This is a genomic window from Collinsella sp. AM44-11 (assembly GCF_003467145.1).
Taxonomy (GTDB): domain Bacteria; phylum Actinomycetota; class Coriobacteriia; order Coriobacteriales; family Coriobacteriaceae; genus Collinsella.
Genome location: NZ_QSFE01000003.1, coordinates 45,932 through 60,486 on the forward strand (window position 1 = coordinate 45,932; position 14,555 = coordinate 60,486).

The 14,555-nt window shown below is 59.1% G+C and carries 14 protein-coding genes; all 14 read right to left on the reverse strand.

The genetic code is table 11. The features are described 5' to 3' along the window. Positions 1-1,164: a glycosyltransferase gene (locus DW943_RS02795; RefSeq protein WP_255413127.1), complete on the reverse strand. Its 1,164-nt coding sequence runs from the start codon at positions 1,162-1,164 to the stop codon at positions 1-3. Further along, positions 1,157-2,407, reverse strand: a complete 1,251-nt coding sequence (locus DW943_RS02800; RefSeq protein ID WP_117862118.1) for a hypothetical protein — start codon at positions 2,405-2,407, stop codon at positions 1,157-1,159. Before DW943_RS02800 ends, DW943_RS02795 begins: the two co-directional genes overlap by 8 nt. Further along, positions 2,394-3,467 (reverse strand): glycosyltransferase, encoded by a 1,074-nt coding sequence (locus tag DW943_RS02805; protein ID WP_117779302.1) that lies wholly within the window; start codon positions 3,465-3,467, stop codon positions 2,394-2,396. The genes DW943_RS02800 and DW943_RS02805 overlap by 14 nt, the downstream gene beginning before the upstream one ends. A gap of 16 nt (positions 3,468-3,483) precedes the next feature. Continuing rightward, the gene (locus tag DW943_RS02810; protein ID WP_117779303.1) at positions 3,484-4,170 is read right to left on the reverse strand and encodes a DUF1919 domain-containing protein; all 687 of its coding nucleotides are present in this window, start codon (positions 4,168-4,170) and stop codon (positions 3,484-3,486) included. A gap of 561 nt (positions 4,171-4,731) precedes the next feature. Further along, entirely contained in the window at positions 4,732-5,820 is a 1,089-nt protein-coding gene (locus tag DW943_RS02820; protein ID WP_158566071.1) for a glycosyltransferase family 1 protein, read from the reverse strand. A gap of 10 nt (positions 5,821-5,830) precedes the next feature. Further along, positions 5,831-6,697 carry an SDR family NAD(P)-dependent oxidoreductase gene (locus DW943_RS02825; protein WP_117779306.1) on the reverse strand — a complete coding sequence of 289 codons (867 nt, stop codon included), beginning with the start codon at positions 6,695-6,697 and terminating at the stop codon, positions 5,831-5,833. Positions 6,698-6,701: 4 nt separating this feature from the next. Further along, a complete protein-coding gene (menD, locus tag DW943_RS02830) occupies positions 6,702-8,462 on the reverse strand; it encodes a 2-succinyl-5-enolpyruvyl-6-hydroxy-3-cyclohexene-1-carboxylic-acid synthase (protein ID WP_117862120.1) in 1,761 nt (586 codons plus the stop codon). Beyond that, positions 8,447-9,577, reverse strand: coding sequence for a polysaccharide pyruvyl transferase family protein (locus DW943_RS02835; RefSeq protein WP_117779308.1), 1,131 nt, complete (start codon positions 9,575-9,577; stop codon positions 8,447-8,449). Before DW943_RS02835 ends, menD begins: the two co-directional genes overlap by 16 nt. 4 nt (positions 9,578-9,581) lie before the next feature. After that, positions 9,582-10,067, reverse strand: a complete 486-nt coding sequence (locus DW943_RS02840; RefSeq protein ID WP_117779309.1) for a glycosyltransferase — start codon at positions 10,065-10,067, stop codon at positions 9,582-9,584. A gap of 11 nt (positions 10,068-10,078) precedes the next feature. After that, complete coding sequence (pssD, locus tag DW943_RS02845; protein ID WP_199572747.1) at positions 10,079-10,546, reverse strand: PssD/Cps14F family polysaccharide biosynthesis glycosyltransferase; 468 nt, start codon at positions 10,544-10,546, stop codon at positions 10,079-10,081. Between the two features lie 6 nt (positions 10,547-10,552). Next, the gene (locus DW943_RS02850) at positions 10,553-11,599 is read right to left on the reverse strand and encodes an NAD-dependent epimerase/dehydratase family protein (protein WP_117862122.1); all 1,047 of its coding nucleotides are present in this window, start codon (positions 11,597-11,599) and stop codon (positions 10,553-10,555) included. 9 nt (positions 11,600-11,608) lie between these two features. Further along, the gene (locus DW943_RS02855; RefSeq protein ID WP_117862123.1) at positions 11,609-12,868 is read right to left on the reverse strand and encodes a nucleotide sugar dehydrogenase; all 1,260 of its coding nucleotides are present in this window, start codon (positions 12,866-12,868) and stop codon (positions 11,609-11,611) included. A gap of 38 nt (positions 12,869-12,906) precedes the next feature. Continuing rightward, entirely contained in the window at positions 12,907-13,545 is a 639-nt protein-coding gene (locus DW943_RS02860; RefSeq protein ID WP_233543584.1) for a sugar transferase, read from the reverse strand. Positions 13,546-13,743: 198 nt separating this feature from the next. Continuing rightward, positions 13,744-14,334, reverse strand: coding sequence for a hypothetical protein (locus DW943_RS02865; RefSeq protein ID WP_117862124.1), 591 nt, complete (start codon positions 14,332-14,334; stop codon positions 13,744-13,746). Positions 14,335-14,555 lie beyond the last annotated feature (221 nt).

Sequence of the window (14,555 nt, forward strand, 5' to 3'; positions counted from 1 at the left end):
CTATCCTTTCAACGACTCGAGGAACCGGTCCGCCTGCGCGCCGACCAGGTATCCCCGTGCAGCCTCGACGGCGGCGTCCCCCATCGACCTTCTAAGCCTCTCGTCGCCGAGAATCTCCATAGTGCGCTCGGCAAGGGACTCCACGTCCCCGTTGGGAACGATGAGGCCGTCCACCGGGTCATCAATGAGCGAGCAGGGGCCGTCGTTCTCAAAGGCAACGCAGGGAACGCCGTGCGACATCGCCTCCAGGATGGACAGCCCAAACCCCTCCCAGCGAGACGGGGAGATGAGGACGGTCGCCTGTTCGTAATAACGCTCAGCGTCGGTGACGAAGCCCTTGAGCTCCATTTTGAACGGTAGCCTAGCGTCCTCTAACCATTCCTCAAGGCTCGGGAGGTAAGGGCCGTCTCCCACAACGAGGAATTCTCCGGCAAAACCTCTCACCGCGAGCGCCTCCGCGATGCGCGGGATGTAGTCGGCGCCTTTGGAGCCGGGATCAAGACGACCGCAGTAAAGCACGCAGTTCTCCGCGTAGCCTCTCGTGCCCATATTCACGATGGAATTGGGGAGGACAATCGCCGAATGCCCGGTGTGTAGCTCATAGACTTCCTTGCTCTGCTCGGTAAGTACGAAATTCACCTTGCAGCGCCTGAGCGCAAATGCATAGAGGCAGTCTTGACCGTAAAAGCCCCTGCCGCTCTGATTGAAATAGCCGTCATAGGTGCTGTGCTGCCAGCCGCAGACATCGATGCTCAAGCCGTCGCAGGCATACACCGCAACGATAGTATGAAGCGGATCACAACCGACAACCACGTCGAAACGGCCCTCTTTTAGAGCCTCGTGCACAGCCGCAAGGGACTTTTTATCAATTACTGAGCCACCGAGACTGTGCTCGTGACAAATTGGCTTCAATAAACCGGAATGTCGCCTGACCTTAGAAACGAGCTTGCCAAGCGGCTTGGAAGCCCCTTTGATGCCGACGGGCAGGATCGAAACATCAGAGCTCAAGCCATAGGGATTCTCGCCCAGCTCGGGGGTATCCATGAGAACAGAGACATCCACACCGCGCGAAACGAGCTCGTTGGCCAACAGCGCGACAGCCCTCTGAAGCCCACCAAGACCGGCGAGCGATTGGCAGACAAAGCAAATGCGCAAATTACTCACCCGGTTCAGTGCTTCGCGAAACCTGAAGATATGCCAAATATCGAGCTGCCCCGATAAAAAGCCAAGCGACAATTACACATTGCAACATTCCGTCCTGGGTCGAACAAATTGATGAATAGGTATTGACATGAACAAAATACAAAGCAAGAAGACCACAAGGAACGGCACCGAGGCTTCTAAACGTCTGCATAAGTGGCAACAAAAATAAGTAGATCCCCAGCAAAACGGCAAAAGCAATCCCATAACTGAAAGCAAATCTGAGAAGAGGGTATTCCAGTGCAATAACTAATAAGCCATTAGAATAGTCAAACTCATGACCAGCAAACCATTCATAACGAATAATGCCCGCAGCAATCAACTGGTCAAGTTGAATATTGCGCGATGAAGTCATGTCTCCTGTTTTGATACCGATCATTATTCGATCAATCATAGTGTCGAATAAGCCGGCTAAGTAAAACGCAAACAAACCAAAAATAATAACAATGCAGTATTTAATGTTGTCCGCATTTGAATACGCAAGGATAAACATGCAAAGCAGACAAACCATCGCCGAGCGACTTCCGGTAAGAAGGACAACGGCTGCCGTGATAAGAGTAACGAGAACCTGATTGACCCTGATTCCCATTGCTCTGTTAGCAATATGGCTCAAGGCAAAATATAACAGTGCGACTTCAGCAGTTAGGAGACTGTGACCCATGATTGAGACAAGGCGACCTGAAGAACTCATGCTAACAAGACTGGCTGAGCCATAAAATGCAGTGAAGGTTTTCGATACAGCAGAACCGCTCACAACATCGCACGCAGCGCATGCGACGATAATAACCATAACGACATTTAAGACCCTCATAAACCCCTCAAAAAAAGACGGGAAGATGGTCTCCGGAATAACAATCAATAGAAGAACCAGAGGAAAGAGACAAGAGATGAGATAAGAGATAGACATCCCAGTTGAGAAAGCAAGAAAGACCAGACCAGCAAACAATACGAAACGGACCACGCTAACGCTTCGAGACATTGAGTACTTATGACCAAGCATGTATAGAAGAAGCCAAGCGACAGACAGCAACACAAGAGGATTAAGGGCCCAGACCGCCTCGCTACCAGGGATAATTCTATGCCTCAAAACATAAGGAGTGGCAAACAAACCAAGAGCAATGAATATGCCAGCCCTTCTGCCGACCGCCTCGTCCTGTTCAATAGGGCGTCGATTATTTCTTGAAAAAACGAGGTTATCTACATTCACCCACAATCACCTCACTCCACATATCGGCAATAGCATTAGCAGAAAGTAACTCCCTCACACCAGCAGCGTTTGCCCCTAGGCGATAAGCGAGGTCATTATCATCCGCTACGCGTGTCATCGTTACAGCAAGCTCATGTTCGTCGCCAACAGGAACCAGTATTCCGTTTTCGCCGTCATGAATCACCATGCGCGCACCGCCGCAGGGGCAGTCGGTACAAATACACGGAAGGCCAATTGCCATGGCCTCAAGCATGGAGTTGGAGAGTCCCTCATAATCGCTGGGCAGGACAAACAACCCGGCATCGCGCACCACATCGTGCACGTCCTGACGCCCGGGGTTGATGGAGACGACATTCGCAATGTCCAGTTCTTCCGCGAGTGCGACGAGCGAATCGCGCTCCGTGCCGTCGCCATAGACCTCGAGTGTCCAATCATCATGAGAAGCAAAGAACTCCGCGAAGGCGCGAAGCAGCATACCTAGATTCTTCTGCTTCTCCAAACGGCAGAAGCAGGCGACCAAATGCCGGCGCTCTCCGCAAAAAGGTTCAGGCAAATTGTCCTTTACTGGATTGAGGATCACGGTCTTCGCAACCTTATCCGAGAAATACGCCGCCGCATCGTCGGTTTGGCAGACCAACATATCCGCATAGCGGTAGAGCCTCTCGCGAAGCCAATTGGTCTTTTTACCACTGCCTACACGCGCCGGATCGTTGCGCTCTGAGATTACTAAGCGATTGGGCAGCCCAGCGAGTGCAATGATGGTCTGCATGTTCACGAAGTACTCGAACGCCACGAAACATGCATAGGGGTTATGTTTGGCAATACCACGCAGCCAGGAGATGCGATTCACCTTGGAATGCCCGCCGGAACCCTGAGGCCCATACTCCTTTTGGACCCCATCTACGACCGGATATTCACCCTCATAATTGTTGTACACGGCGATGCCAACACGCTTACCGCGACGGGTGAACTCTGCCGCTAGGACGCAGATGACACGAGCAGCGCCCCCGTTTGCGAGGGCGTTGCTCACGAAGATAATGTCTCGATTCTCTAATATCACGATTCCCCTTGAGGTCCTAACAGCTGCCAAAGCAGCCGTTAATGTACTCAGTAACGTTGAACGAACGGTTCGCCCCGAAGGGCTCCCACGAAGCGGGTATGAACCCGCAGCTCCGCGGACAATGAATACGTCTGCAGCACTTAATGTCCGGATGATCCTTCGCCGCAAAGACGAGCTTGTGCTCGAGCGGCAGGGCGTCAAAAGCAAGCAGGTCTTCCTCGGTGGCACCGTTCTGGTCGTTCAGCTTGAAAATCAGACGGTTGCGGTCGACGCGGCCCACGCGGCTCTCCCACTTGCGGCGGGCGGTCGCCTCGTCGTGGTGGTGGAGCATTTGGAGCTCGACGTCCCCCAGCCGCCCGATGAGGTACGTCCCCCAGTTCCCGTTGGAGCTGAGGACTTCCCTCCATTTCGACTCCTCGGGCGATATGAACTCGAGCGGCTCGGAGAGATGACGGTCAAGGTCAGCACAGAAGCGCACGAAGTCACTCGGCATGATGAACATGCCCACGGTCGGCGAGGCCTTGCGCATGCCGTAGCTCTCGTAGATCGTGCCGCCCCAGCAGTTGTTGGAAATGATGGTGAAGCCGTCCACGTCAAGCCCCTTCGCCCTGGCCTTGCAGGTGAGGGGCAGCCACAGCCCGTTGCGCAGCTTGAGCCGAACCGTCTCGCGCTTGAGCTTCTTGAGGGGTCCCGGGAGCGCCATCTACGCCACCGCCCTCTGGGAAGGTCCGCCGCACCAGACAGGCTGGAGCCCCGACATAGATGCCAGGCTCCTCCAGGTCCCTCGTGACGGCAGACCCCCCCCCGATGCAGATTCGATCGGCAATATGGACGCCCTTGGTCACGAGAACGTTGGCACCAAGCCAGCAGCAATCGCCAATCTCGATAGGCGAGCTCACGAGTCCCCCGTGAACGCCCTTAGAGTCAAAGACGTGATCATGGTCGAACACACAGGCGTTGGGTCCGAACATGGTATGCCCACCCACGCATACGGAATCGGCGGCGACAACGCGACAGTTGGTATTGAAGTAGCAGCCCCCGGAGAGCTCCATGCGCGCTCCGGGCAATACCTGAAGACGGCAGAGATCGTCGATATAAACGCCGCTCCCGAGCACCATGACACCATCGGGCGCGACATCGAGCCTCGCCGCGCGGCCAAGATATACAGGCTTGCCGCCGCGGGGCAGGAAAAGCCTAGACCCGAGCCGAATCTTCGCGCACGCGACGCGGGCCGCGCTCGCGCACCATTTGAGGCACTTCCCCATCATTCACCGCCTAGATAAATCGTCTTCAGTCTCTTGGAGGCCTCGCCTATATCAAAACCGTGCTCGCGCAGCGCGGGAAGCGCGCGCCGGCTCGCATCGAGGCGCGCGTCGGCGCCGCCAGCCGCCGCAAGGGCATCCCGCGCGCAAGCGGCCCACGCGGCGGCACCATCCCTAAGTGAGAGGAATCGAACGAGAGGGGTAACGGCGCACTCCCCCGTCACGACATCGGAGACCAGACAGGGAAGTCCAGCCGCCTGCCATTCGAGTACAACGCTGGGCAACCCCTCGAAGAGCGAGGGGAGCACCATAAGATCGAATGCCTGGAGGAACTCATCAACATTTGAAACGCGCCCGGTAATCGTCACGCAGTCCGCGAGTCCCTTCTCGGCAATTAATCCCTCAATCTTCGAGCGGTCGGGGCCCTCGCCAACGATGAAGAGCCTAGCACCCGGAACATCGCGAGACAGTAGCTCGAACACATCGATGAGGAACGATTGATTCTTCACGTAGTTGATGTTGCCGACGAAAGCGACGGCAGGTTCATCCCCAAATCCGAGGCGTAAGCGCACCTCGTCGCGCCGCACGGCATCGAAGGCATACTTCTCAAGGGCAAATCCGTTGTGGAGGACCTCGAAGGGGCTATCTTCAAAGAGCCACCTGCCAGCGTCCTCGCCGCACGCGAGTGCCCGCGTCCAACTACCACGGAAGAAGGGGCGAAGCATCTTGTCCCGTCGAGGATCATCGCTCCTGGTGTTGTGCGAGTGCGCAATCCGCTCGCGCACTCCCGCGAGCTGCGCACACCGAAGCTCGATGGCCATAACCGAGCTGCTCCCGTGAACGTGCACCACGTCGATACGCTCTCGCCTCATATACGAGATGAGAAAGCGCACATACCCAAAAGTGTCGGAGCGTCTGTCGGGCGTCTCCACGACATCGCATCCGAGCAATCTCAACTCGTCAAGAACGTCTGACTCATTGTTATATACGGCCGCCACGCGGACATCAAGTCCGTCGCGATCCATGGAGCGCATGAAGCTCAGTATGGAGGACGTAATTCCCTCGCGGCGCAGCCCGCCAGTCGGGACCACGAGAACCCTCCTATCCATCGCAGCTCACGTCCCAAAAAGCTTTGATGTGGTTTCCCCCATTGGTATGGATGACCTCGCCGGACACACACTTAGAGGCATCACTTAAAAGGAAGCACGCGACCTCGGCGACCTCCTCGGGCCTGAATATACGGCCCGAGGCACACTCGCGGTACATATTGCCGTCGGAAGCCTCAGCGTAGTCGCGCGTCATGTCCGAAAGTGTAACGCCAGGTGCCACGGCGTTCACGCGAACCCCAAGCGGATACATACGCCTAGAAGCAGCACGCACGAAGCTGTCCATGGCGGCCTTGGTCATGCCGTAGGGGATATCATAGGCCTGCTCGCCCGTCTCGCTCGTGATAACGAGGAGCTCACCCGAGGGCTCCTTCTCACGCCCTTTACGGCAAAGAAACTCGCGACAAAGGAAATACGCCCCGCGCATGTTAATGGCGAACTGCTTATCGAAACCTTCGATGGTCACGTTGTCGAAACGATTCTCGTGAAGACTCACGCCGGCGTTGCTCACCAGGCAGTCGATGCGCCCGCCGAGTTTGGCCTCGCATGCGTCCAGAAACTCGCCGGCGCGCTCCGCCTCGGAGACATCGGCGACCACATAGGTAACACAGGAGCCAAGTTTCTCGCAGGCAGCTTTGAGAGTGGCTTCCTTGCGGCCAGAGATGACGACCTTGGCACCCTCCGAAATGAACTTTTCTGCCATGGCGAGCCCGAGCCCGCGCCCGCCGCCAGTGATGACGACAGTCTTTCCCTTAAGCACGTTGCCCGCGCTCACCTGCGCGACTTCGACATTCACGAACTTCTCTGGAGACGACGCCAGGACAAGCTTTGCAGCTTTACGAATAACTCTTTTGAATCCCATGCGACTACCTCTTGAAAATCCCGGCGATTTTCTGGGCCTTCTCCTGCCCGATGGTCGCCTTGATGAGCTCCTTGGACTTGCGGATCGCTTCCGACTGCGCGTCGCGGGGACGGGTCATGTCGAAAACGTCGTAGACAAGCTTGGAATCCGCGCTCATCTCGGAAAAAACCTCGAGCAGGACGGGGCCCTCAGCGTCGTCATCGAAGAACTCCTCGACTGCCGCGTCGAGCTCCTCGGGGTTATGCGCGCTCAGGTAACGGAATCCGCATTCGCGCACCCAGCCCTCAGCCTTGGTGTGGTGACGAGCGCAGGTGTGGAGGTCCGAGGCCTCGTCCTTCCACATCTGGTTGAAGTAGAACTCCTCGCCCCCCTCGTTGTTGAGGAGGAGGATGCGCACCTTGTCGGTGACGTGGCGAATGCGAAGCGCGTTCATGTCATAGAAGAAAGCAAGGTCGCCGATCACGAGATAGCTGGGCCTGCCGCTCGCCGCGGCCTGGCCCAGGAGGGACGAGAGACAGCCGTCGATGCCGTGCGTGCCGATGTTCGCGTAGACCTTGACACCCGACTGAAGCTTGAAGAAATTTGTGAGACGGATTGCGTTGTTGATCGCGAGGTGCAGGATGGAGCCCGTTGGCACGCGCTCGACAACCTTGCGGATGGCGGCCATGTTCGAGTAGGGAAGCTCCGGCACCGTCGCGGAGGCCTCATAGGCCTTAAGGGCGGCGAGGTAGCTCCCGCCGGGCTTGCACGAGGAGGCATCGGCCATGCGCGAGAAGAACTCAGCAGGTGTGCACTCGAACACCCTCGTTAGGCTCCTGAACATATCGCAGACAGAACCGTCCTCGCTGATAGACCAGTGCTCATAGGACCCTGCGAATTTACGCAGCATATCCTTGAGGCCCGCAGTCATGTTGCCACCGAAGGTGATGACCACGTCGGGCATGAACTCGGAGAACTTCTTGGGCGTGATGTAGCGGTACTCCATGCACAGCGTCGGGTTGAAGGCGTGTTCGCGAGGGATGTTCGCCATGTACTCGGCCGCAATGGCCACCTCGTAGCTGGCTGCAAAGCTCTCAAGGGCGCACGCGAGCTCGGCGGCGCAGGAAGACTGCTGGCCGGCGACCACGAGCACGCGCTTGGCTCGAGAGAGTCGATCCGCGCATGCGGCCCACTCAACGGCCTGGTCGGCTTCGACCCTGCGGATCCTAGTGACCTTCGGTAGCTCCTTGACGTTGAACGAGTTGTTGTACGCCTTCATCGGCACGTTGATGTGGACGGGGCCCGTGCCGTGGTGATCGAGCTCGAGCAGGGCCTCGTTGACGAGACGCTCGCAGAAGTGCGCGTCTTCGGCGTCGTTGATGATGGGCAGGTTGACGGACTTGCGCACGTGACGGTCGTACATGCCCACCTGGTCGATCATCTGGTCCTCCCACTGCCCGAGCATCGCGGGATTGCGGTCGGACGTGAGCACGACGAGGGGCACGTCCTGGTAGAAGGCCTCCGCGACGGGCGGCCAGTAGTTGCAGGTCGCCGTGGAGGAGGTGCATGAAATCACGACGGGCTCGCCGAGCTCCTGAGCAAGCCCAAGCGCGAAGTAGCCGGCACTACGTTCATCGACGACGGAATAGCAGGTGAAATACGGGTCCTCCTCGACGGAGTGCACGAAGGGGACGTTGCGGCTGCCGGCAGAGAGCACTAGATGGCGGATACCGTACTCCTTGAGCAGGGCGATGATGATCTGGTAGGACTTTAGCTCCGTATACATGCGGAGACCTCCTTCTTAAGATAGGCGCGTGCAGCCTCGCGGCTCGTGTGAATGACGGCGTCGGTGGCGGCCCAGTCTACGGGCGCATCAAGGGCGGCGGCGAGCTCGCCCGACCCAGCTGCAGCACGGGAAGTCAGGCCCAGACGGCTCAACAGATCGGTGAGCTTCTCGGAGTTACCGTAGCCCGAGCTCCTCACGAAGGAGACGAAGGGCGTGTGTGCGATGGTCGAGAAGATGGTGCCGTGGAAGGTGTCGGTCACCACGGCCTCAGCATGCTTGAAATAGGAAAGCACCTCAAAGGGCGAGCAATCCACGAAGCGATCACAGACGCCCTGAACCCCGCCGATGTTGAGCACCTTGAGACCGCGCTGATCGGCGTAGGCGCGCACGGCGACGCACTCCTCGGCCGTGAGGCGACCCGAGTATCCGTATGCGATCATGTAGCGGTCCTCGTCGACCTCGGTGGGAATCAGCCCGCACTCGCCAAAATAGTCGTAGGCGAGCACCGGGTCCAAGCTGAAGGTCGGTACTTCCCCCGTAAGTGACTCGACAATGGCGCCCGTGTTGGCATCGCGAGCCGAGACGGCGTCGAGACGCTTTAAGTAGCCCGCGACCTCTTCGCGCTTGCCGTAACGGTCAAGCTTGTCGAGCGTGGTGTTACCGAAGGAAGCGGCGTAGGTCACCTTGCGTCCGGCGCGCAACCCGGTACCGAAAAGCGCGGGCGTGAAGCCGACATTAGCGTTATCCTGAACGCAGTTGAACACCTCGTCGCTGCCGATGACCAGGAGGTCGATGTCGGGGTCAAGATTGGGCTCCTCGGTGAGGCCGAGTATCGGGTAGAAGCGCTGAGCGTATGTGCGCTTGTAGCGGATGAAGGCGAGCTTGTCCCTGAGCGGAGCGTCGTAGCGGAATACCTCAAGGACCTTCTCCGCCTTGCGGGCGACGCCCTTCTTCGATGACGGGGACGTGACCAGGCACTTGCCAGGCTCGTAGTCAACGAACTGCACATCGCAGCCAAGGGACTCCAGGATGGACTTCAGGCCGAAAGCCTGCAGGAAGGACCCGTAGTTGTAGATCCTCTGCATACTGAGTATGCCGGCGCGGGGTTTAGTCATGCGATTAAATTCCTTCTATTAGTCTCTCGAGCTCTCGGCAGAACTCGGCGTTGTGGCTCTTAAAAGTGACGCCGCGCGAGAGCTCGCGGGCGCGCTCGATGGCGGCGGAAAGGTCCATCACGTCGTAGACGGGCACGATCCCGCCTTGGCGCTCGGCGACGATGCGCACGAAGTCGGCCTGATGGTTGTTCACGTGCTCGTCAAGGTCGCCCCTGCGAGGCACAACGACGGGTACCTTGCCTGCAGCCATGGCCTCGATGAAGCTTGAGGGGCCGCCGTGCGTGATCACCACATCGGCACCCTCCATGTAGCTCTTCATCTGTTGGAACGGCACGAACTGCGAGTGGTCGCAGTGGACGGGCTCGTACGTCGAGTAACCCGTCTGGATATAGACGGGCTCATCGAGCGTGCCGTCCTCCTTGAGATCGTCAACCGCCTTAACCAGGCGGTCGAACTGCTGCTCGTGGGTGCCCACGGTCACGAATACCATGCGCGTCCCTCCTAGAAGATAGAGCCGAGGTCAACGGCGTTCTTGTAGACCCCGAGTTGCTCGGGCCACTGAACCACAAAGAGGTCGGCCACTCCGTTGAGTATGCGACCGGTCATCGTGGACTTGTCCACGCGGTCGAAGACCTCCACGTAGACGCATTTGGACCCGAGAATCTTTCCGATCAGGAAGAACGGCACAGCAACCGCGGCACCGGAGCTGATGATCAGATCGGGACGCTCCTTGCGGAGCACCTTCCAGGCGAGAACCGTGTTCTTCAGCAGGTTCGGTATGTTGCGGTTCGTCGGATAGTGGCAATGGTAGACACGCTCCCCTTCCAGAAGAGAGTTCGCGTCCTCCTTGTCGAAGGTCACCCAGAATCGATCAGCCGCACGTTCCCATACAGGTCTCAGGAGCCACATATGCGTAAGATGCCCACCACTTGAGCTGGGAATGCAGATCTTTGCCTTAGAAAGGTCCACGATGAGCTACTCTCCGATTCCGTAGTACTCGCGATACCACTTGGCGAAAACCCTCAGGCCGTCCTCGAGCGGGGTCGCGGGCTTGTAGCCCAGGTCCCGCTGGAGTGCTGTGGTGTCGGCGTAGGTGACGGGCACGTCGCCGGGCTGCATCGGCACGAGTTGCTTATGCGACTCGAAGTCGTAGTCGGCCGGGAGCACACCCTCCTCCACCAGCACGCGCTGCAGCGTGTCGACGAAGTCGAGAAGGTTCTCGGGGTGCGAGTTGCCAATGTTGTAGACGCGGTGCGCGGCGAGCGGCAGCCCGTCCTCGCCCATCTTCATCTCGGGGGCGGCGTCCATGACGCGCCTGACGCCCTCGACGATGTCGTCGACGTAGGTAAAGTCGCGGCGGCAGTCGCCCATGTTGAAGATCTTGATGGTGTCGCCTCGGCGCAGCTTCTCGGTGAAGCCGAAGTAGGCCATGTCGGGCCTGCCCATGGGGCCGTACACCGTGAAGAAGCGCAGGCCGGTGGCCGGGATGGAATAGAGCTTTGAGTAGGCGGCCGCCATGAGCTCGTTGGACTTCTTGGTGGCGGCGTAGAGCGAGACCGGCGAGTCGACGCGGTCCTCCTCGGAGAACGGAACCTTCTTGTTGCCGCCGTAGACCGAACTGGAGCTGGCGTAGACCAGGTGCTTCACCGGGTGGTGGCGGCAGGCCTCGAGCACGTTGAAGAAGCCCACGAGGTTGCTCTCAAGGTAGGCGCGCGGGTTCTCGATGGAGTAGCGGACGCCCGCCTGGGCGGCGAGGTTCACCACGACGTCGAAGCCGTTCTCCGCGAACAGGCGCTCGATGAGGGCGGCGTCGCACAGGTCGCCGCGAACGAAGGCGAAGTGGCCGTCGGTGTCTACCTCGGCCAGCATGCGCAGGCGCGCTTCCTTGATGCCGGGGTCGTAGTAGCTGTTGAGGTTGTCGAGGCCGACGATCACGTCATCGGTTTCCTCGAGCAGCTTCTTGACGAGGAACGCACCAATAAAGCCGGCGGCTCCGGTGACGAGGACTTTTCTATTTGCCATTCATACCACCTAGTCTCGTTTAAACAGGTCGCGTGTATAGACCTTGTCCGCCACGTCCGCGAGCTCGTCGCTCCAGCGGTTGGCGACGATCACGTCGCAGCCGGCCTTGAAGGCCTCCAGGTCGTGGGTCACCTCGGAGCCGAAGAACTCCGGCGCGTCCAGCGTGGGCTCGTAGACCACCACGGGCACGCCCTTGGCCTTCACGCGCTTCATGACGCCCTGGATGGAGCTCGCGCGGAAGTTGTCGGAGTTGGACTTCATCGTCAGGCGGTAGACGCCCACGACCGGCTTCGGCTTGCCCTCGTAGACGCGGTCCCACACCATCTGCAGCACCTCGTCGGCGACGAAGTCCTTGCGGGTGCGGTTGGCGTCCACGATGGCCTCGATCAGGTTCTGGGGCACGTCCCTGTAGTTGGCCAGCAGCTGCTTGGTGTCCTTGGGCAGGCAGTAGCCGCCGTAGCCGAAGCTGGGGTTGTTGTAGTGCGACCCGATGCGCGGCTCCAGGCAGACGCCGTCGATGACGTCGCGGGTGTTGAGGCCGCGGACTTCGCAGTAGGTGTCGAGCTCGTTGAAGTAGGCCACGCGCAGCGCAAGGTACGTGTTGGCGAAAAGCTTCACGGCTTCGGCCTCGGTGGTGCCCAGCACGAGCTCGGGGATACCCTTGGAACCGTCGGCGTTCACGCGCTCCAGCTCGGCGGGGTCGGCGCCCTGCGCGAGCAGACGCCCGAAGCGCTCGGCGGCCGCGACGGCCTCCGCGTCGTCCTTCGGCGCGCCCACCACGATGCGGCTGGGGTGCAGGTTGTCGTAGAGCGCCTTGCTCTCGCGCAGGAACTCCGGGCTGAAGAAGATCTTGCTGTCGCCCAACCTCTCGCGAAGGCCCGCGGTGTAGCCCACGGGGATGGTCGACTTGACGACGATCCAGGCGTCCGGGTTCACCGAGCGCACGGCGGCGATGGCGGCCTCGACGGAGCTCGTGTCGAAGAAGTTCCTGTCGCTGTCGTAGTTGGTGGGCGTAGCGATGACGGCGAAGTCGGCGCCAGCGTAGGCCTCGGCCACGTCGACGGTGGCGTGCAGGTCGAGTTCGCGCTCCCCCGCCTTTGCCTCTGCTAGGAAGCGCTCGATCTCGTTGTCCTGGATGGGCGACACGAAGTTGTTGATCTTCTCGACCTTCTCGGGAACGATGTCCAGCGCATGGACCTCGTTGTGCTGCGAGAGCAGGACGGCGAGGGACAGGCCGACGTAGCCGGTACCGGCGACAGCGATCTTCATTTTCTTCTCCGATTCGAATCGAGCATTAGAGTTAGGCATTAGTACGCATCGCTTCCGTTGAAGACCTCCAGAACCGTGAGGAGGACGATCTTGAGATCCATGACGATTCCGCGCTTGGCTATGTACTCGAGATCACGGCGGACCATGCCGTCGAACCCGGTGGAGTTTCGCTCCGTAACCTGCCAGAGCCCCGTAATACCTGGCTTCACCGCTAGCCTCTGCAGGTCGTACTCGGTGTACTCCGCGACTTCGTTCGGCAGCGGCGGGCGCGGGCCGACGACGGACATCTGACCCAGGAACACGTTGAGGAACTGTGGGAACTCGTCGATGGAGTGCTTGCGGATGAACCTGCCGATCTTGGTGACGCGGGGGTCCTCCCTCATCTTAAACATGGCGCCGGCGATCTCGTTCTGCTCCCTGAGCTCGGCGAGGCGCTCGTCGGCGTCCCTGTACATTGATCGGAACTTCCACATGCGAAAGGTTGACAGGCTGCCGTCGCGGTGGGTCTGGCCCACGCGGATCTGGCTGTAGAAGGGGTTGCCCTCGCTCTCCAGGCGGATGGCCGTGGCCAGCACCAGGCTGGGTATGGCGATGACGGCCAGCGCGCAGCCGCTGAAAACGATGTCGAACGCGCGCTTGACGGCGCGGTAGGCCAGGCGCGAGTTGTCCCAGTCCATGATGGATTGCATGGCCTTATATCGACCGGCGCCTTCACGCCGGTCCATGGCCTGAGCAATCAGCGCCGCCCCTACGGGCGCATTGCTCTCTGTCACTTCTTTATTAGCAGTCACGATAAAACTTACGTCCCTGTCCCCAGGAACCCCCCCCCGTCCGTGAATTCAAAAAACGAATGATTTGCCGGTGCAACGTCTCCCTTACGTTTTGCTGGGCACGTCGAGCGCAAGCAGCTCCCTAAATGCGGAGTCGCCTTCGCCTACGTCCACCAGGCACCAGCGCTTATGACGGTCGATCTTTTTAACTCGGGCCTCTTGCCCCACCAAGGGACCCTGTTCTATGTGCAACACGCCGTCTTCTATGCGTGCGACGCTGTTGCGCACCACGCCGTCGTTGTCCAGCACACTGCGGTACCAATCCTGCGCATCGTCCGGCATGGGCATGTATGCCCGCTCCCTACTGCCGGCGATGCGACAGCCAAAGCTCAACTGGGCCAAAGCCCTATCGAGCGCAGCGGCATCGTGCGTGGCGACGAAGAAATATTCCTTGTACATGGGTTTGGTTTGGAGCGACCATGCACCGTCCCGCTTAAACCAGAACTCCTTTTGCATCACAAAAGCGTCCTGCATCAGCTCGTGCGGGATAATCCGGCGGACCTTTTCGCAGGTCTCGCGCTCTTTTCCATGAGGGGTGTGGACCAGATACCAGCGAACGCGGCCGTGCTGGCTGTTGGTGGTGGCGCCGTTAAATGCGCCCGGCAGCTGCTCTTGGCGCCGTGCCGTCTGTTCCATGTTCTCGCCCCCTCTTTTTGGCTTTGCGATGCACGCAAATGCAGGGGCGTTTAGAACAGGCTTCTCGCTCGCAGCTAGGCGCAGTCGCAAAAGTACAGGTTTTTGTATCTTTCGACAGACGACATTATACGAGCAATTAATCAGCGTTTGCCCAGATTACGCAAAATGTACTGCTAGTAGGTACATCTCCATACCCCTCTATAAAAACCTGTACCTTTTTG

Bases quoted from the DNA above. Each gene is read 5' to 3' on its own strand.
- DW943_RS02840 (WP_117779309.1), bottom strand. From the start codon at position 10,067: ATGGTATTCGTGACCGTGGGCACCCACGAGCAGCAGTTCGACCGCCTG.
- DW943_RS02825 (WP_117779306.1), bottom strand. From the start codon at position 6,697: ATGGGATTCAAAAGAGTTATTCGTAAAGCTGCAAAGCTTGTCCTGGCG.
- menD (WP_117862120.1), bottom strand. From the start codon at position 8,462: ATGTATACGGAGCTAAAGTCCTACCAGATCATCATCGCCCTGCTCAAG.
- DW943_RS02835 (WP_117779308.1), bottom strand. From the start codon at position 9,577: ATGACTAAACCCCGCGCCGGCATACTCAGTATGCAGAGGATCTACAAC.
- DW943_RS02855 (WP_117862123.1), bottom strand. From the start codon at position 12,868: ATGAAGATCGCTGTCGCCGGTACCGGCTACGTCGGCCTGTCCCTCGCC.
- DW943_RS02865 (WP_117862124.1), bottom strand. From the start codon at position 14,334: ATGGAACAGACGGCACGGCGCCAAGAGCAGCTGCCGGGCGCATTTAAC.
- DW943_RS02850 (WP_117862122.1), bottom strand. From the start codon at position 11,599: ATGGCAAATAGAAAAGTCCTCGTCACCGGAGCCGCCGGCTTTATTGGT.
- DW943_RS02810 (WP_117779303.1), bottom strand. From the start codon at position 4,170: ATGGCGCTCCCGGGACCCCTCAAGAAGCTCAAGCGCGAGACGGTTCGG.
- DW943_RS02860 (WP_233543584.1), bottom strand. From the start codon at position 13,545: ATGGACTGGGACAACTCGCGCCTGGCCTACCGCGCCGTCAAGCGCGCG.